The sequence below is a fragment of the Pseudoflavonifractor sp. An184 genome, from assembly GCF_002160305.1.
In the GTDB taxonomy this organism is placed as follows: domain Bacteria; phylum Bacillota; class Clostridia; order Oscillospirales; family Oscillospiraceae; genus Lawsonibacter; species Lawsonibacter pullicola.
The window spans coordinates 1-17,412 of the sequence record NZ_NFKI01000015.1; the positions used below are offsets into that span (position 1 = coordinate 1).

15 protein-coding genes are annotated in these 17,412 nt (G+C 64.6%); 5 read left to right on the forward strand and 10 right to left on the reverse strand.

What is annotated here, in order from left to right:
- Positions 1-166: 166 nt before the first annotated feature.
- The 5 genes from rpsR to rpsT form a co-directional block, all read right to left on the reverse strand.
- A complete protein-coding gene (gene rpsR, locus B5F19_RS06900) occupies positions 167-412 on the reverse strand; it encodes a 30S ribosomal protein S18 (RefSeq protein ID WP_087289284.1) in 246 nt (81 codons plus the stop codon).
- 37 nt (positions 413-449) lie between these two features.
- Positions 450-959, reverse strand: a complete 510-nt coding sequence (locus B5F19_RS06905) for a single-stranded DNA-binding protein (RefSeq protein WP_087289287.1) — start codon at positions 957-959, stop codon at positions 450-452.
- 15 nt (positions 960-974) lie between these two features.
- A complete protein-coding gene (gene rpsF / locus B5F19_RS06910) occupies positions 975-1,271 on the reverse strand; it encodes a 30S ribosomal protein S6 (protein ID WP_087289289.1) in 297 nt (98 codons plus the stop codon).
- A 161-nt stretch (positions 1,272-1,432) separates the two neighbouring features.
- Positions 1,433-2,305, reverse strand: coding sequence for a YhjD/YihY/BrkB family envelope integrity protein (locus tag B5F19_RS06915; protein WP_087289291.1), 873 nt, complete (start codon positions 2,303-2,305; stop codon positions 1,433-1,435).
- 137 nt (positions 2,306-2,442) lie between these two features.
- On the reverse strand, positions 2,443-2,706 hold the full coding sequence (gene rpsT, locus B5F19_RS06920; protein WP_087289292.1) for a 30S ribosomal protein S20: 264 nt from the start codon (positions 2,704-2,706) through the stop codon (positions 2,443-2,445).
- Positions 2,707-2,972: 266 nt separating this feature from the next.
- Here rpsT and gpr point away from each other — a divergent pair, with 266 nt between their 5' ends.
- From gpr to B5F19_RS06935, 3 genes are all read left to right on the forward strand, one after another.
- Positions 2,973-3,863: a GPR endopeptidase gene (gene gpr, locus B5F19_RS06925; protein ID WP_087289294.1), complete on the forward strand. Its 891-nt coding sequence runs from the start codon at positions 2,973-2,975 to the stop codon at positions 3,861-3,863.
- Positions 3,864-4,636: 773 nt separating this feature from the next.
- Complete coding sequence (locus B5F19_RS06930) at positions 4,637-6,271, forward strand: class I adenylate-forming enzyme family protein (RefSeq protein ID WP_087289297.1); 1,635 nt, start codon at positions 4,637-4,639, stop codon at positions 6,269-6,271.
- Between the two features lie 334 nt (positions 6,272-6,605).
- Complete coding sequence (locus tag B5F19_RS06935) at positions 6,606-7,838, forward strand: sodium/glutamate symporter (protein ID WP_087289299.1); 1,233 nt, start codon at positions 6,606-6,608, stop codon at positions 7,836-7,838.
- Between the two features lie 293 nt (positions 7,839-8,131).
- On the opposite strand, the gene B5F19_RS06940 is transcribed toward B5F19_RS06935, so the two are convergent.
- The 3 genes from B5F19_RS06940 to B5F19_RS06950 all read right to left on the reverse strand — a co-directional run bounded on the left by B5F19_RS06940 (position 8,132) and on the right by B5F19_RS06950 (position 13,872).
- On the reverse strand, positions 8,132-9,817 hold the full coding sequence (locus tag B5F19_RS06940; RefSeq protein WP_087289302.1) for a cyclic-di-AMP receptor: 1,686 nt from the start codon (positions 9,815-9,817) through the stop codon (positions 8,132-8,134).
- Between the two features lie 171 nt (positions 9,818-9,988).
- Entirely contained in the window at positions 9,989-13,462 is a 3,474-nt protein-coding gene (locus B5F19_RS06945) for a M20/M25/M40 family metallo-hydrolase (protein WP_087289305.1), read from the reverse strand.
- A 203-nt stretch (positions 13,463-13,665) separates the two neighbouring features.
- Entirely contained in the window at positions 13,666-13,872 is a 207-nt protein-coding gene (locus B5F19_RS06950) for a hypothetical protein (protein ID WP_242972719.1), read from the reverse strand.
- Between B5F19_RS06950 and B5F19_RS06955 the strand changes: the two genes are divergently transcribed.
- Positions 13,850-14,521, forward strand: coding sequence for a hypothetical protein (locus tag B5F19_RS06955; RefSeq protein WP_242972720.1), 672 nt, complete (start codon positions 13,850-13,852; stop codon positions 14,519-14,521). The genes B5F19_RS06950 and B5F19_RS06955 overlap by 23 nt on opposite strands.
- 172 nt (positions 14,522-14,693) lie before the next feature.
- Here B5F19_RS06955 and B5F19_RS06960 read toward each other — a convergent pair whose 3' ends face one another.
- Positions 14,694-15,125: a flavodoxin gene (locus B5F19_RS06960; protein WP_087289307.1), complete on the reverse strand. Its 432-nt coding sequence runs from the start codon at positions 15,123-15,125 to the stop codon at positions 14,694-14,696.
- Between the two features lie 78 nt (positions 15,126-15,203).
- Positions 15,204-15,770, reverse strand: a complete 567-nt coding sequence (locus tag B5F19_RS06965) for a DUF3793 family protein (RefSeq protein WP_087289309.1) — start codon at positions 15,768-15,770, stop codon at positions 15,204-15,206.
- A 275-nt stretch (positions 15,771-16,045) separates the two neighbouring features.
- Here B5F19_RS06965 and rpoN point away from each other — a divergent pair, with 275 nt between their 5' ends.
- Positions 16,046-17,407, forward strand: coding sequence for an RNA polymerase factor sigma-54 (gene rpoN / locus B5F19_RS06970; protein ID WP_087289397.1), 1,362 nt, complete (start codon positions 16,046-16,048; stop codon positions 17,405-17,407).
- Positions 17,408-17,412 lie beyond the last annotated feature (5 nt).

The following is a 17,412-nucleotide window of genomic DNA, read 5'->3' on the forward strand; positions in this document are numbered from 1 at the left end:
AAGGCATTCAGGGCATTCGATCCCACTCGAGGCGGGCTGCCGCCCCCTCGAGCTCCCCCGCCAACACTCGGGCGGACTCGTCTGAACAGAAGTTTTTCGACAAGCTGAACGGGAGTCCGCTCAGCGGACTCCCGTTGCAGTCAGATAAAAAAATCTGCGGCGCAGATCAGTCGGTGACGTAGGGCAGCAGGGCGACCTGGCGGGCGCGCTTGATGGCCTCGGTCAGCTGACGCTGATGCATGGCGCAGGTGCCGGTGGTGCGCCGGGGCAGGATCTTGCCCCGCTCAGAGGTGTAGCGGCGCAGCTTGGCGGCGTCCTTGTAGTCGATGCACTCCACCTTGTCCACGCAGAAGGCGCAGACCTTGCGGCGCTTGCGGCCGCGGGGGGCGCGGTTATCACGTTCCATAGCCATGAGAGAAACCTCCTTTTACGACCAGATACGGTCAAAGTTAAAACGGCAGCTCGCCGTCGTCGTCAGAGAGCTCGGCAAACTGGTCGCCGCCCGCAGGGGCGCCAAAGCCGGAGGGTGCCGCGGGCGCGGCCGGGGCGGAATAACCGCCGGAGGAAGCATATCCTCCGCCCGAGTAGCCGCCGGAGGAATAGCCGGAATTGCCATAGCCTCCGCCGTCGCCGTCCCGCTTGGAGTCGCCAAAGTAGACCTGGTCGGCCACCACCTCGGCGGTGGTGCGCTTGTTGCCGTCTTTGTCGGTCCAGTCGCGGATTTGCAGCCGGCCCTCCACCACGGCCATGCGGCCCTTGGTGAAATAGCGGCTGACAAACTCGGCGGTCTGGCGCCAGGCCACCACGTCGATCCAGTCGGTGGCCCGCTCGCCGGTGTTGCGATCCTTGAAGTCCCGGTCCACAGCCAGACGGAACGAGGCCACAGGGGTCCCGGTCTGGGTCCGGCGGAGCTCCGGGTCACGGGCCAGACGGCCCATCAGGAAAATCTTGTTGAGCATAGCTGTGCCCTCTCCTTACTGGTCCTTGCAGACGATCAGGGAACGCATCACGCCGTCGGTGATCCGGAAGATACGGTCCAGCTCAGCGGGGACGGCCGCGGCGGCGTTGAAGGTCATCAGCACATAGTAGCCCTCCATCAGGTCGTTGATGGGGTAGGCCAGACGGCGCTTGCCCCACTCGTTCACCTCGGAGACAGTGCCGTTGGCTTCCACCACGGACTGGAACCGGGCCACCAGGGCGGCAATCTGCTCCTCGCTCAGAGAGGGGTCCAGGATATACAGCGCCTCGTAGTTTGCATTGATCTTTGCCATTGTCATTGCACCTCCTTATGGTCTTATGGCCCCCGGAATGGCCGGGAGCAAGGGATGTGCCCGTTTGTATCTGGAAACAGGCTTAACTATTATATAAGATTTTAGGGAAATGTCAAGGGGATTTTCTTGTTTTTCCAAAAAATTGCGGCTCCGGAGGCGGATCAGGTCCCATCCCGCCGATGGAACCACACCCGGCCGGCCACCGCTCCCACCAGGAGGATGTTTCCGCAGAAGTAGAGCCACACCAGCAGGATGATCAGGGAGGCCAGGGAGCCGTACACCAGGGAGTACCGGGAGGACATGCCGATGAACCAGGAGAACAGCACCGAGCAGGCCACCAGGGCCCCGGCGGAGAGGAGGGCGGTGAGGCGCAGGACCTTTTTCTCCCGGCGGAGAGGGGGCGGCGTGCCCATGCGGTACACCGCCAGCACCAGCAGCAGCACGCAGAAGAACAGCAGCAGGTAGCGCAGCCAGCCCCACAGCTGTGACAGCAGCCGCAGGGGGATCAGCTCGGCCAGGGGAGAGGGCAGGCGGGCCTCCAGCAGCTGGAAAAACCAATCCCCGGTGAAGATGACCACGATGGACAGGTAGATGGTCAGCAGGAAGAGGATGGAGAGCGCCACGCTGACAACAACCCGGCGCAGGCTGCTGACATGGCGGACCTGATAGAGCTCGTCCATGGTTTTCAGCAGGGTGCGCAGCCCCGCCGAGGCGGAGAGCAGGATGGTGAACAGACTGGCCAGGAGCAGGGGGGTGGACTGGCTCTGGGGGACGCCCGAGACATAGGTCAGGTAGTCCAGAATGATGGACAGACTCTCCCGGGGCAGAAGGGAGTCCAGGGCGGAGAACACCGCCTCCGGGTCCAGCTCCAGCAGGCCGATGAAGAAGTTGACGCACACAAGCAGGGGAAAGAGGGTCAAAATCAAAAAATAGGCCAGGGAGGCGGCGGCCCGGGACACCCCCAGACGGCCGTAGGTCTGGACCATATCCCGGACAAAGAGCACCGGGGGCAGCTGGAAAAACGCTCCGCGCATGGCGGGGACCTCCTCTCCGGATGGTGGGACCAGGATCAAGGATAGCAGGGAAGGGGAGAAAATTCGGGCGGTTTTGGGAGAAAAGCAAAAAGCCGCCTGCAACGCAGACGGCTTGTACCTTGCCTACAAACAGAAACTCAGGCCAGCTTGCTCAGCTTGATGGTCATGCTGCTCTTCTTGTGGGCGGCATTGTTCTTGTGCAGCAGGCCCTTCGCGGCAGCCTTGTCCACCGCCTTGACCGCCACCTTGTAAGCGACATCGGCCTCGCTGCGGTTGCCTTCCGCCACCGCGGCCTCAAACTTCTTGATCTCGGTCTTCAGCGCGGACTTCGCGGCCTTGTTCTGCATGGCCTTGGTCTGGGATACCAGGACACGCTTCTTGGCAGACTTGATATTCGGCAAACCAAACACCTCCTCCGATTTTAAAATAAAGTATGATTTGAGCATCGAAACTCTGTGCGGATATGTATTATAACATTGAGGCCTGGAAAAAGCAACTGTTTTTTTCAGAAAATTCGAAAAAGGTTTTTCCTGTTCTCCTGTGCAAAAATCCGCCGGGCGGCGGACAGACTAAGGGGAGCAGACGCCCGCCTCACGGGGAGCGGCCGGGGATTCGGACGGGGCCCGGCGGAGGAGGGGCGCACAAATTATATAAGGAGGGGACCCATATGCGCCAGCGGAGGACTGATCTGGCCCTGGAGGCCAAGGAGCTGTGGGAGGAGAGCGCCCGGCAGACCGCCAGGCTGGAGGGGGTGGCGGCCTTCACGGAGACCCGGGAGGGGTTTTTGACGGAGACAGTGGAGATTTTGGACGAGCGGGGGGAGAAGGCCCTGGGCAAGCCGGCGGGGCGGTATGTGACCCTCACCATGGACGGCCTGGCCCGGCGGGAGGAGGGCGCCTTTCCCCGGGCGGCACGGGCGGTGGGGGGAGAGCTGGCCCGGCTCATGGACGGGGTGCCCGACCGGGGGCTGGCGCTGGTGGTGGGGCTGGGCAACCGGGCCATCACCCCCGACGCCATCGGGCCCAAGGTCCACGAGCACACCCTGGTGACCCGCCACCTGGTGGAGCAGATCCCAGAGCACTTCGGGGCCTTCCGGCCGGTGGCCTCCCTGTCCGCCGGGGTGCTGGGCGCCACGGGGATGGAGAGCGGGGAGCTGGCCCAGGCGGTGTGCCGGAGGCTGAAGCCCGCCTGCGTGGTGGCGGTGGACGCCCTGGCCTCCCGGTCCTTGAAGCGGCTGTGCCGGACGGTGCAGCTGTCCGACACGGGGATCGCCCCCGGCTCCGGGGTGGGCAACCACCGGTGGGCCCTGGACCGGGCCTCCCTGGGGGTGCCGGTACTGGCGGTGGGAGTGCCCACGGTGGTGGACGCGTCCACCCTGGCCGCCGACCTGCTGGGGCAGGAGGAGCTGCCCCCTCTGGGGGAGGGGCGGGACCTGCTGGTCACCCCCAAGGACATCGACAGCCAGGTGGACGATCTGGCCAAAGTCATCGGCTATGGCATCAGCTTAGCTCTCCAGCCGGGGCTGGATGTAGCGGACCTGGACCTGCTTCTGAGCTGAACCGGGCCGATGACTTTGCGGGGGCGCAGCCCCCACGCGCGAAGCGCGTCAAGCGTTTGCCGCAGGCAAACCTTGGCGGAGGCGGAATTTACTTCCGCCGAGCATTTCAATCCCAACGGGTCCCCAACGCCCTCCCGGAGGGCGTTGGGCGCATCGGCTATGGCATCAGCTTAGCTCTCCAGCCGGGGCTGGATGTTGCGGACCTGGACCTGCTTCTGAGCTGAACCGAGCCGATGACTTTGCGGGGGCGCAGCCCCCGCGCGCGAAGCGCGTCAAGCGTTTGCCGCAGGCAAACCTTGGCGGAGGCGGAATTTACTTCCGCCGAGCATTTCAATCCCAACGGGTCCCCAACGCCCAGCTTGTCGAAAAAGACTTTTTCGACAAGCTGACCGCACTTTTCAGAACGTTAAAACGTTCTGAAAAGTGGTTTGATTGCACGTGAAAGACAACCCTGACGGTTTTCTTTCACACTATCTTTCCCTCCGAACCTGTTGGCCAACCGTTTTTTGACAGGCTGCCCAGCGCACTTTGTTAGGGCGTTGGGCGCATCGGCTACGGCATCAGTTTGGCCCTCCAGCCGGGGCTGGATGTAGCGGACCTGGACCTGCTTCTGAGCTGAACCGGGCGGTCTGCCCTATTTTTGTCCCGGAGGGGCAGGAACCTCTTGACAAAGGGCGAAAAATGGGTTATGATACTTTAACGATTTAAAGGTTGAAACCATTGAAGTATCAGTAACGGGGGGCCCGCCCCCCTTGGGAAAGGACCGACATAAGATGCCTATCACCGATTTGCTGGAGCGCAACAGCAAGCTCTACGGGGACGAGATCGCCCTGGTGGAGATCAACCCCGAGGTTCAGGAGACCCAGCGGGTCACCTGGAAGGAGTACGCCCTCATTCAGCCCACCTCCACCGCCCCCTACCGCCGGGAGATCACCTGGTCCGTCTTTGACGAGAAGGCCAACCGGGTGGCCAACCTGCTGCTGGGCCGGGGGATTCAGAAGGGCCAGAAGGTGGCCATTCTGCTGATGAACTGCCTGGAGTGGCTGCCCATCTACTTTGGAATTTTGAAGGCGGGGGCGGTGGCCGTCCCCCTGAACTTCCGATATACCGCCCAGGAGATCGACTACTGCCTGAAAAAGGCGGACGTGGACGTGCTGTTTTTCGGTTCCGAGTTCATCGGCCGGGTGGAGGACATCGTCCCCAAGATCTCCAGCCAGATGCTGCTGTTCTTCGTGGGGGACACCTGCCCCTCCTTCGCCGAGGACTACCACCGGGCCACCGCCAACTGCTCCTCCGCCGCCCCCAAGGTGCTGGTGGACGACGAGGACGACGCGGCCATCTACTATTCCTCCGGCACCACCGGCTTCCCCAAGGCCATTCTGCTGCGGCACCAGTGCCTGCTCCAGTCCGCCCGGATGGAGGCCATCCACCACGAGACCAAGCACGAGGACGTGTTCCTGTGCATCCCGCCCCTGTACCACACGGGGGCCAAGATGCACTGGTTCGGCTCTCTGTTCACCGGAAGCCGGGCGGTGCTGCTGAAGGGCAACTCCCCCCAGGCCATCTTTGACGCGGTGTCCGGGGAGAAGTGCACCATTGTATGGCTGCTGGTGCCCTGGTGCCAGGACATCCTGGCCGCCCTGGACCGTGGGGACCTGAAGATCGAGAACTACCAGCTGTCCCAGTGGCGGCTGATGCACATCGGCGCCCAGCCGGTGCCCCCCTCCCTCATCCGCCACTGGATGAAGTATTTCCCCCACCACAAGTACGACACCAACTACGGGCTCTCCGAGTCCACCGGCCCGGGGTGCGTCCATCTGGGGATGGACCACATCCACAAGGTGGGGGCCATCGGCGTGCCCGGCTACGGCTGGAAGGTGAAGATCGTGGACGAGAACGACGTCCCCGTGGAGTTCGGGGAGGTGGGCGAGCTGTGCGTCCAGGGCCCCGGCGTCATGACCTGCTACTACCACGACCCGGAGGCCACCGCTGAGGTGCTCAAGGACGGCTGGCTCCACACCGGGGACATGGCCAAGCAGGACGAGGACGGCTTCTACTTCCTGGTGGACCGGAAGAAGGACGTGATCATCTCCGGCGGCGAGAACCTGTACCCCGTCCAGATCGAGGACTTCCTCTCCGCCTACCCCAAGGTCCACGACGTGGCCGTCATCGGCCTGCCCGACCCGCGGCTGGGGGAGATCGCCGCCGCCATCATCCAGGTGAAGGAGGGCATGACCTGCACCGAGAGCGAGATCAACCAGTTCTGCACCGATCTGCCCCGGTACAAGCGGCCCCGCCGGATCATCTTCGCCCCCGTCCCCCGGAACCCCACCGGAAAAATCGAGAAGCCCAAGCTGCGGGAGAAGTACTGCGGCGTGCGTCTGGTGGAGGCCCAGAACCGGGGCTGAGGCGGACACAATTTCTTCATACTTTCTTAACACCCGGCCGGAAAACCAACAAAAATTTGGTTTTCCGGCCGCCTTTTTCACCGCGGCGTCCGGCAGGTTTCCACAAAAACGCTGAAATTTCCTTTGGATATTCCCGTAACTTCCTGTAACTTTTTGAAGGAATCTGTAATCTTAACGATTTCTTAACGGTTTTGGAGAAAATCTTAACACGCAAGCCCTTCCACTTCTGTGAAATTTGTGGTAAAGTCGACGTAAGCTCGAGCCAATTCCTATGCAATTTTGTGTATCGGATCTAACAATTTAGCAAGGATATGGGAAGAAGGTAGATATCACTATGATGGAAATTAGCCTTAATATGTACCATGCCGTAGCGCTTGGTGCTGTTCTGTTCTGGATCGGCGGCGTCATCACCGATAAGGTGAGCGTCCTGAACCGCTATTGTATCCCCGCTCCCCTGGTGGGCGGCCTGCTGTTCTCGATCATCAACTGCATCCTGACCGTCAGCGGCGTGGCCAGCATCACCTTTGACGGCACTCTGCAGACGGTGTTCCAGAACCTGTTCTTCACCACCGTCGGCTTCACCGTCAGCATCCCCGCTCTGCTCCGCGGCGGCAAGTCCGTGGTTCTGGTCCTGATTCTGTCCATTATTATGATCCCCATCCAGAATGCTCTGGGCGGCGGCATCATGCTGGCCTTCGGCCAGGATCCCCTCATCGGCATCGGCATCGGCTCCACCGCTCTGATCGGCGGCCCCGCCACTGCCGCGGCCTATGGTCCTGAGCTGGTAAAGGCCGGCGCCCCTGCCGGCGCCGACGTGGCCGCTCTGGCGGCCGCCACCTTCGGCCTGGTCTCCGGCTCCCTGATGGGCGGCCCGGTGGCCCGCAGCCTGATCGTCAAGCACAACCTGCGCTCCACTGAGGGCCATGCGGCTGCGGCCAAGAGTGCTGAGACTCTGGCTGCCGACGTGGCCGGCGAGGATGAGTCCTTCACCTCCGCCAGCCCCCGCTTCGTCAAGGGCTTCATGCTCCTGCTGGCCGCTCTGGGCATCGGCGCTCAGATCAGCGTGTGGCTGACCGACCTGACCGGTCTGACCTTCCCCTCCTACATCGGCGCCATGCTCACCGCCGTGGTCATCCGCAACGTGATGATCGCCGTGAAGGTGGAGTATCCCGACCAGGAGATCGACACCATGGGCACCATGTTCCTGTCCATCTTCCTGGCCCTGGCTCTGTCCAGCCTGAAGCTGTGGGAGCTGGTCGACCTGGCTCTGCCCATGATTATCTGCCTGCTGCTGCAGTGCGTGGTCATGGTCATCTTCTCCTACTTCGTGGTGTTCAACGTCATGGGCCGCGACTACGAGGCCGCCGTCATGTCCGCCGGCTTCATCGGCTTCGCCATGGGCGCGACTTCCAACGCCATGGCCAACATGCAGGTGGTCACCAAGAAGTATGGCCCCGCTCCGGTCGCCTACTTCGCCATCCCCATGGTTGGCGGTATGTTCATCGACTTCTTCAATGCGGTGCTCATCACCTTCAACATCAATCTGTTTGTGGATATGTTCCACTAATTCAGATCCCCTGTTTACAAAATCCCGTCCCGCGCAAGCGGGGCGGGATTTTTTTATGCCGGAAACTTTGGCCTGCCTGGCGGGCGGCGCATGACGGCGCGCGCACCTCCCCTCTCGAAGAGCGGCGCGGACAAGCGGCGAACGTCAGACAGCGCCGGCCCAAGGGGGCCGGGAAGTGCGGGCCTCTCCGCAAAGGGGCGGGCGCGCGAAACGGCCTCTGGAATCGGCGATTCCAGAGGCCGTTTCACATTTGCGGGCGGCGGTTCCCGCCGGGGACGCGGGGGGATGGGGGACTAGATCTTTTCAAACTGGGTCACGTCGGATACGAACAGGGTGGCCCCGCCCACCGTGACCTCAGTGGGGTAGGGGGCGGACGGCGTGGCCAGCTGCACATTGGAGGAGATCTTCTCCGTCCGGCGGGAGCAGTGCTCCCGGATGATGGAGATGGCCTGGGGCACCCGCTCCTCCGGGGTGCCGATGAGCAGGGTGGTGTTTCCGCCGGTGAGGAAGCCGCCCGTGGAGGACATGCGGGTGAAGTAGTAGCCCGCCTCGGTGAGGGCGGCGCACACCTCGCCGCTGTCCCGCTTGTTGATAATTGCCGTGATCATTTTCATAACAACTGCTCCTTTGCGCCGGGCGGTCTGCGCGGCCTGCTCCAGCCGTCCCCAGATGTGGACGCGCCGGGCGTAGAAAATCAAGCCGAGGGTGCCGGTTATGACCTCCGCAATGGGGAAGGCAAACCAGGCATAGGACAGGTCGATGCGGGAGAAGAACCAGAATACGGGGATCAGGCAGAAGATCTGCCGGGTCAGAGAGAGGAGGATGCTGGGCAGCGCCGCCCCGATGGCCTGGAAGAACACCGGGAAGATCAGGGAGAGCACCGCGGGCAGAAAGCTCAGGCCGATGATGTGGAAGGCGTGGGTCCCGATGGCAAAGACCTCCGGCTCTGAGGTGAACAGCCCCAGAAGCTGTGCCGGGATCAGTTCAAAGCAGGCGATCCCCACCAGCATAAACACCATGGCCAGTACAATGGAGTCCTTTACCACCCGCTGGCAGCGGGAGTAGGTCCCCTTGGCGTAGGTGTAGCTCAGCAGGGGGACGATGCAGGTCTGAAGGCCGTTGAGGGGGATGAAGAAGAAGGACTGGACCTTGTAGTACAGACCCAGGACGGTGACGGCCGCGTCGGAGAAGCCCGCCAGGATCAGATTCAGAGCCATGATGTACACGGTAAAGAGCATCTGCATGAAGATGGAGGGGTAGCCCAGCTGATAGATCCGGGCCGCGTAGGCCAGAAACAGCCTGGGGGCCGGGGGCCTGCGGAATCCGGAGGAGACGATCACCGCCGCCAGCACCTGACCGGCCACGGTGGCGTAGGCCGCCCCGGCCACCCCCAGCTCCGGGATGGGCCCCAGCCCGAAGATCAGAAGGGGGTCCAGCACAATGTTGGTGAGGGCGCCGGCGATCTGGGCCGCCATGGGCAGGCGCATGTTGCCCCGGGCCTGGTGCACCTTGCTCCAGTTGCTCTCCAGAAATACGCCGAGGCTGCCCACGCAGACGATCATGCCGTAGGTGACGGTGTACTCCGCCACAGCGGGGGTATCGGTGGAGGAGAGGGCGAAGGGCCGCATCAGAAGGGCGCTGAGCAGGGCGAACACCGCCCAGCTGAACAGGGCCAGCACGGTGCCCATTCCGGCGGTGCGGTCCGCCGTATGGTGCTTTCCCCGCCCGTCCAGATGGGACATCAGGGTGTTGACGCCCACGCCGGTCCCCACCGCGATGGCGGTGACGATGAGCTGCACCGGGTAGATGATGGACAGGGCGGTCAGGCCGTCGTTGGAGTACTGGCCCACAAAGTAGCTGTCCACAATGTTGTACATGGCCTGGATCAGCTGGGCCAGCATGACAGGGGGCGCGATCCGCAGCAGGATGGCCCAAATGCTCTCTGTATCAAAAAGACTGTCGGCAGAACGGGTTTTCATGGCAAGGCGGTACTCCTGGGGCAGTAGTTTTGGGAGAAAAATGGGCGGCGGCCGCCGCATCCGATTCTTCAAACAGGATTTGCGGGCAAGATTATAGTGGGCCGCCGCCCATTTGTCAAGCTCATTTTCGCCCCGATTCCGCCCCGGTCTCTCGGAAAGATTTGTCCATTTTCACATGGGCGGCTGAGTCTGCTCCGGGGAGGGAAACAGACCCTCGGCCAGAGCGGCGGCCCAGGTCTGGTCCCAGGCGTGCCCCTCCAGGCTCCCGGCCTCCACGCCGAAGCACTGGAAGCCGTAGGCGGCCCGGCCCCGGTCGCTGGTGGGGTCGAAGTAGAGCCACTGTCCGTCGATTTGGGCCAGGTCCCACATGTGGTTTTCCGCCCCCAGCTTCCCGCTGACGGTGACACAGGGGATGCCCGCCTGTTCCAGCAGCAGCTGGAACGCCTGGGCATAGCCCCCGCAGATGGCCAGACCGTCGTGGAGGGCCCCGTAGGCGGTGGTGGAGTCGTAGGGCATCTCGCCGGGCGCGCCGTAGTAGCGGAAGTCATAGCGCACCTGCTCGGTCAGGTAGGTATACAGTGCCTGCGCCTGCTCCCGCTGGCTCATCTCAGGGGTGACTGTCTCCCCATAAATCTGCTCCGCCAGGGCGTCCAGCTCCGCCAGCCGCGCCAGGGCCTGCTGGCGGGTCAGCCCGCCCTGGGGCGTCACCGTGACGGCCGTCCCGTCCCGGCTGAGCTGGCAGAGGAGGTAGCTCCCACCCACCTGCTGGAGCGCCTTGTTCATGTGGTCTACTAGCAACTCAGGATCGGTGATGCGGATGGGAATGCTCTCCTGCGCCAATCCATCCCGCGCCGCCTGCACCAGGCCGGCCAGGGAGCCCACCTCCGTCCCCTGGAAGCCCTTCGGATAGTCCCCGGTGCGGTAGGGCATATAGGAGATGGTGCAGCGGAGCAGGCCGTCCGCCCCCAACTCCGCGTTTAAATCGTAGGCGTAGCTGTAAGTCCGGTTGCCGGACAAAATGCCGTAGTAGAGATTTTTTACCGCCAGTGGAAGCTCCTCCTGTCCGCCCAGCACGGACACGTCAAAGGCAGGGGGCTGCTCCGCCGCCGCGATGGCCCGGGTCAGTTCCTCCCGGAGCTCCTCCAGGCTGGCCACCGCAGGAGCCCCGGTCTCCGGCTGCTCCGGAGCCGGGCCGGCGGAGGGGGCCTCCTCCGGCCAGTCCAGCCCCAAATCCTGCCGGATGGCGGAGCGCAGGGCCGTCATATTCGGGTCGGCCCAGAAGAAGCGCAGCTTCTCCTCGGCCACCGTGTCCCCCTGGGGAACATCGCCCAGCACAAAGACGGCGAAGGTGTCGGCGATGTCCTCGTGGAAGTAGTTGGCCCCGTACCGGCTCACATAGCGGGTGGGGTTGGCCTCGTAGTCCCCCACGCCGGTGTCCCCCAGCCCGCTCCAGAAGGCATCATAAAAGTTCTTCCGGAAGGAGCCCTCCACAAAGGCGGCCGGGTCGTGGGTGCCGGCGCCCCTGCTCAGGTCAATCTGGGTCTCGTCCTCCAGCAGGACGTGGCCGTACTCGTGGAGAATGGTGTAGGTCAGCTTGCTCCAGTCCCGCTTTTCCCCGTTCTCGTCGTACACGTCGTAGTAGTCGATGCTGATGGAGAAGCGGGTGTTGTCGGTGACGTCCCCCTCCTTGACCGGGGAGGTGTAGGCCAGGATATTGCTGGCGCCGTCGGTGAACAGGTTGAACTCCGCGATCTTCTGCCGGGCCTCCAGGGGGAGGATGGAGCACAGGAAGTCCCACACCGCCCGGTCCTCCGGGTCGGAGATGCCGGCCTGGCCGCCGCTCACCGGGTAGGAGGCGAGCACGTTGGTGATGCCCAGGCTGTAATTGCCCACGGAGACCAGACATCCCTCCTCGTCAGAGGAGAGGGTGATGTACTTGCTGTATGCCGGGTCGGCCCAGCTGGCCTGGCCCCCCTCCTCCCGCTCCGGCGCGCCGTACATGGCCTCAATCAGCCCCCGCACCTCCTCCGGGGGATAGCCGGTCTCCTCCGGGCGGATGGCAATGCGCTCCAAAAAGCCGTTGCGGTACTGGTAGTAGGTGTTCATGGGGGTCTCCCCGTCAAACCAGCGCATGGAGTAGCGGTAGGTCTCATAGGCGTCGGTCCAGCCGTCTCCGGAGACCTCCCAGCTGTCCGCCGGCTCCCCGGCCGCGCCGATGTAGGCCTCGGTGTCCGCGCGGGAGCTGCTGAAATAGATGACGTTCTGCCGGGTCTGGCGGTAGGTGTACCCCTCCCCCTGCGCCCGGGCCAGTTCCCGGTAGGAGGCGGTATCCGGGGAGCAGACCTCCTCCGCCGCCTCCACCGCCGTCTCCGCCGCGGAGGCGATGGCGTACAGGTCCAGCTGGTCCGCCGTGTCCGCCGCCGAGTGGTACAGATAGCCCTCCCCGTTCTGCATCAGCAGGACGGAGGGGACTCCGGCCAGCTGGAAAGAGGCGTGGTCGCTGGCCGTCTCCGCCCCCCGCGCCAGGGACGGGTCCTTCTCCTGGAGCAGGCCGCTGACCCAGTTGGCCTCCCCGTCCATGGTACACACCAGGGTGCCGTCCGAGCCCAGGCCGCCCAGCATGTCAAACTGGATGTCGCCGATCATCCGGTCCTTCTCCTCCTCCGACAGGGAGGCGGTGTAGGCCCGGGAGCCGTTTTTGCCGTTCTCCTCGTCGGTGAAGCTGACAAAGCGCACCTGGGTGTCGGTGGGCACATCCTTCAGGGCCTGGGCCGCATACAGCAGGGCGGCCACACCGGAGGCGTTGTCGTTGGCCCCGTAGGCGGTGGGCACGCTGTCGTGGTGGGCGGACAGGATCAGAATATCCGCGTCGGGGGAGGCGGCCTCCTTCACGGCGACCACATTGTGCCCGGAGCGGCCCTGGCTGTCGGTATAGGGCTGGAGGGTGACTTGATAGCCCATCTCCTCGAACCGCCCCTTCAGATATTGCACAGCGTCCGCCTCCCCCTGGGAGCCCACAGGCCGGTGGGCCGCCGTGAGGGCCTCCAGATCGGTTCGAAGCTGGCTCACATCGGGCAGGGAGCGGGCCTGCTCCAGCATCACCAGGGCCTCCGCCGTGGTGATGGTCCCTGCGGGGGCCAGCTGGTCCGCCACGCGCCCCGACATCACCCCCGCCTGGAGGCACCAGAGCACCGGCTCCCGGGCCCACTCGGCCACGCTCCCCGCGTCCCGGAACCGGGAGAGCCCCTGGGCCGCTGTCTCCGGCGAGCCGGCCTGCCGCCAGAGGATAGCGGCGAACTCCTGCCGGGTCACCGGCCGGTCCGGCGCAAAGGTCCCGTCCCCCACGCCGGAGAGACAGCCCTCCGCCGCCGCCCAGGTCACCGCGCTGGAATACTCTCCGGACACGTCGGAGAAGGGGCAGGTCCCGGAGACGGCGGGACGCCCCGCCGCCTCGTAGAGCAGCTGGGCCGCCATCCCCCGGGTGACAGTTTTCCCAGGGACGGCCAGGAGGTCCCGGCTGATGGAGGCCTCCCGGCCCCAGGACAGCGCCTCCTCCGCCCACTGGGGCCAGTCCGCCGCGGGAGCCGCCAGCCCCGGCGGGACCATCAGGGCGCCGCACAGCAGCAGGGCAAACAGCCGCTTCATAACATCACCTCATCTGTAAATATGGTACCATAAGAATAGACGGTTTTCAGGGAAAAAAGTTTGGCGGATGGGGGCCGCCGCCGGAAAAAACTGGGGCGGAGGGCCCTGCCGCCGGTCCGGAGGACGGAGCCGGCGGGAGAGAAGCGGCAAAAAAGCGGCGAACCCGCAGTCCGGGGTTCGCCGCTTTGGCAGCAGAGTTTGGATTACTTGGCGTTGTGGGACTTGGAGTGGCTGGGGGCCACATACTGGCCGTTCTCCTTCTTGACCAGCTTGCCCTCCTTGACCAGCTCGTTGGGGGTGTAGATGTCGTTGATGTTCCAGCAGCCGGGGGTGGGCACCACGATGTTCTCCATGGGGGCCTCCACCAGGAAGGGGCGGCCGGCCCGGTTGGCCTCCATGGCCTTCTCCATGGCGGGCTTGAACTCCTCGGCGGAGGAGCAGCGGAAGGAGGGCGCCTATCTGGCCAACGAGGAGGAGGCCGAGAAGCTGAAGAACGTCATGTGGGACGAGACCGGCCACCGTCTGCCCAACACCGTGGCCATCAGCCCCCAGAAGCTGGCCGAGGCCGCCGGCTTCACCATCCCCGATGACCGCAAGTTCATCGCCGTCACCGGCGGCGGCATGGAGGGCGTGGGCAAGGAGCACTTCTTCTCCAGCGAGAAGCTGACCACCCTGCTGACCCTGTTCAAGTACGAGGGCGAGTTCCAGAACGCCCTGGACATGATGCAGGCCATCTTCAACGTGGGCGGCAAGGGCCACTCCTGCGGCATCTACTCCTGGGACGACGACCACATCAACCGCCTGGGTATGTGCGCCCCCGTCTCCCGGATCATGGTCCGCCAGCCCAACAACCGGGGCAACTCCGGTTCCTCCACCAACGGCATGCCCCCCACGTCCTCCATGGGCTGCGGCACCTGGGGCGGCAACATCGTCTCTGAGAACATCACCCTGAAGCGCTACATGAACACCACTTGGGTGGCCCGTCCTCTGCCTGAGGATATGCCCTCCAACGAGGAGCTGTTCGGCGAGTTCAACAAGCCGGATATGGACGTGGAGTAATCGCTCTCAACATATGCCTCCCACGGCGCGCGGGCGGCAGTTCGGGACAGGTCACCTGGCAGCAGGGCTCTGATCCGGGGCTGCCGCCCCGCCGCGCGGGGGGATAAAGCGATACCGCTGTTTGAACGGCGTGTCAAACAGCGGTATCGCTTTTGTATTCAGGCGGAAAAGGTCAGTCCCGGGCGAACCCGGCGCCGAAGGCCCGGCACTGGGCCAGCCCCTCCTCGTCGGGGGTCTCGTTGAGGATCAGGCCCTCGTCCTGATAGACCACGGCGTTGGCTCCGTCGGCGCGGGCCTTCCAGTCCCGCATCCACTGGCCGTCGCCCCAGCCGTAGGAGCCGAACAGAGCCACCCGCTTGCCCCCCAGGCGGCCCTCCAGGGCGGTGAAGAAGGGCTCGAACTCGGCCTCCTCCAGCACCTCGGCCCCCATGGCGGGGCAGCCCAGGGCCAGCTTGTCGTACTCCAGGGCCTGGTCCACGGTGACCTGGTCCACGGAGAACAGGTCCGCCTGGGCCCCGGCCTCCCGGGCGCCGTCGGCGATGGCCTCGGCCATGGCCTGGGTGTTGCCAGTCATGCTCCAATAGATCACTGCCATCTTGCTCATCTTGCATAACCTCCATATGACATCGGATTAAAAAGTTGATATCTGTAAGCGCCGCAGCGGCGGCGGTCACATATGAATTTACGCCACCCGGAACACCTGGGCCAGGGCCTTCCCCTCCCGCAGGCGGCGGCACAGGGCGGCCCGGCACAGCCCGTACCGGCGGAAGCACTGGCGGGCCCGCTCCACGTCGGAGTACACCTTCCAGCAGCCGGCCAGCTTGTAGTCCCGCCCCCGGTGGAGGCGGAAGCCCTCCACGTCCTCGGGGGGATAGCCCAGAAAGAGGCCCACCTCGTGGGGGAAGTCCCCCTGATTCAGACGGCGGCCGAGGGTCTCCAGCATGGCCTCCAGGCCGCCCTGGGCCGGGTAGCCCTCCCGCAGGAGCAGTGCCCGCACCGCCGGGTCGTTCAGCTGCCGCTCCAGCCGGTCCGGCCGGTAGACCAGCAGCAGGCACCGGGGACAGCCGGTCCAGATTACCCGCAGCTGGATGCCCCGCCGGGCCAGCTGACGCTGATACTGACGGAAGAGGGGAGTGGAGCAGGCCTCCGGGCTGCCCCAGGCGATCAGGTCGGCGGACTTGATGCCCGCCATGGCCGGAGCCCCGTGGTAGGCCAGGGTGCGCTCCAGGTCCAGCTCAGTGTGGTTCATGGGAGACCTCCTTCTTAGTTAGCTGAGGCTAACGGACGTGAAAAGAAAAAGCGGGTTGCGCCCTCGATATAGTTAGCATAAGCTAACTAACGAGAGAATACCACACCTCCGGCCGTCTGTCAATCCTAAATTTATAGAAACTGCGTTCGCCCGACGGACCATTTTCGTTGCCCTGGCTCCGGTTTTATGCTATACTGTTCTTGTCGCTTTTGTGCAAAAAGCGGCGGCGCCAGCCGTGTGCGGCTGGAGGATTCTTACGAATGGGAGGGGCCGCCATGAACCTGGAGTTATCGCTGAAACAGACGCTGAAGCTCAGTCCCCAGATGCTCCAGTCCATGGAGATTTTGCAGATGAGCACCCTGGAGCTCAATGAATACATCCAGGAGCTGGTCCAGGAGAACCCGGCCGCCGAGCTGGCCGAGCCGCCCGACCCGGGGGATGAGAGCGAGGAGCTGTGGCGGCGTATGCAGTCCCTGGCGGATCTGGACCACCAGAACCGGCAGTACGTCACCGCCGACCGGGATGAGCTGGACCCCCTGGCCCGGGTGGGAACGGACGGGGGGCTGGCCGACACCCTGCTGCTCCATCTGACGAGGCAGCTGGAGCGGAGCCACGCCTCCACCATCGTCCTCCGGGGGGCCCAGTTCCTGGCCGCCAGCCTGGATGAGGACGGCTATCTCCGGGACGACGTGGCCGACCTGGCCCAGGCGGCGGGGCTGCCCGCCTCCATTCTGGAGGAGGGGCTCTCCCTGCTTCAGACCCTGGACCCGCCGGGGGTGGGGGCCAGGGATCTGTCCCAGTGCCTGGCCCTTCAGCTTCAGCGGCTGGGGGAGACGGGCCCCGCCCTGGCCATTGTCCAGCGGCACCTGGAGCATCTGGCCCGGAAGCAGTACCACGCCATCGCCCAGGACCTGGGGATCTCCCGGGCGGAGGTGCGGGAGGCGGAGCGGCAGATCCAGGCCCTGGACCCGCGCCCCGGCTCCGCCTTTGCCGGGCGGGAGGAGCCCAGCTACCTGATCCCCGATCTGGCGGTGGTGGAGGCGGAGGAGGGGCTGACGGTGGTCTATCAGAACGCCTACGCCCCCACCCTGCAGCTGAGCGGCTACTACTGCGACCTGCAGCAGCGCAGTACCGACCCGGAGGTGAAGCAGTACCTCACCGACAAGATCAAGCAGGCCCAGTTCGTCATCCAGGCGGTGGAGCAGCGGCGCTCCACCCTGCTGGACTGCGCCCGGGCCATCGTCCGGCGGCAGGAGGCCTTTTTCCGCTCCGCCGGCGGCCACCTGGTCCCCCTGCGTCTGAGCGACGTAGCCCAGGAACTGGCCATCCACGAGTCCACCGTCAGCAGGGCCATCCGGGAAAAGTATCTCCAGTGCGCCCGGGGAGTCTACCCCCTCAGTTTCTTCTTCTCCCGGGAGGTGGGGGCCGCCGGGGAGGGGACCTCCGTCCACCAGATCAAGAGCCGGCTCAGGGAGCTGGTGGAGGGGGAGGACAAGGCCCGCCCCCTGTCCGACCAGAAGCTGTGCCAGCTGCTGGAGGGGGAGGGGGTCACCATCTCCCGCCGCACGGTGGCCAAATACCGGGACGAGCTGGGCATCTCCAGCGCCAGCGGCCGGCGGGCCCGTCCCAAGGAATAAGGAGA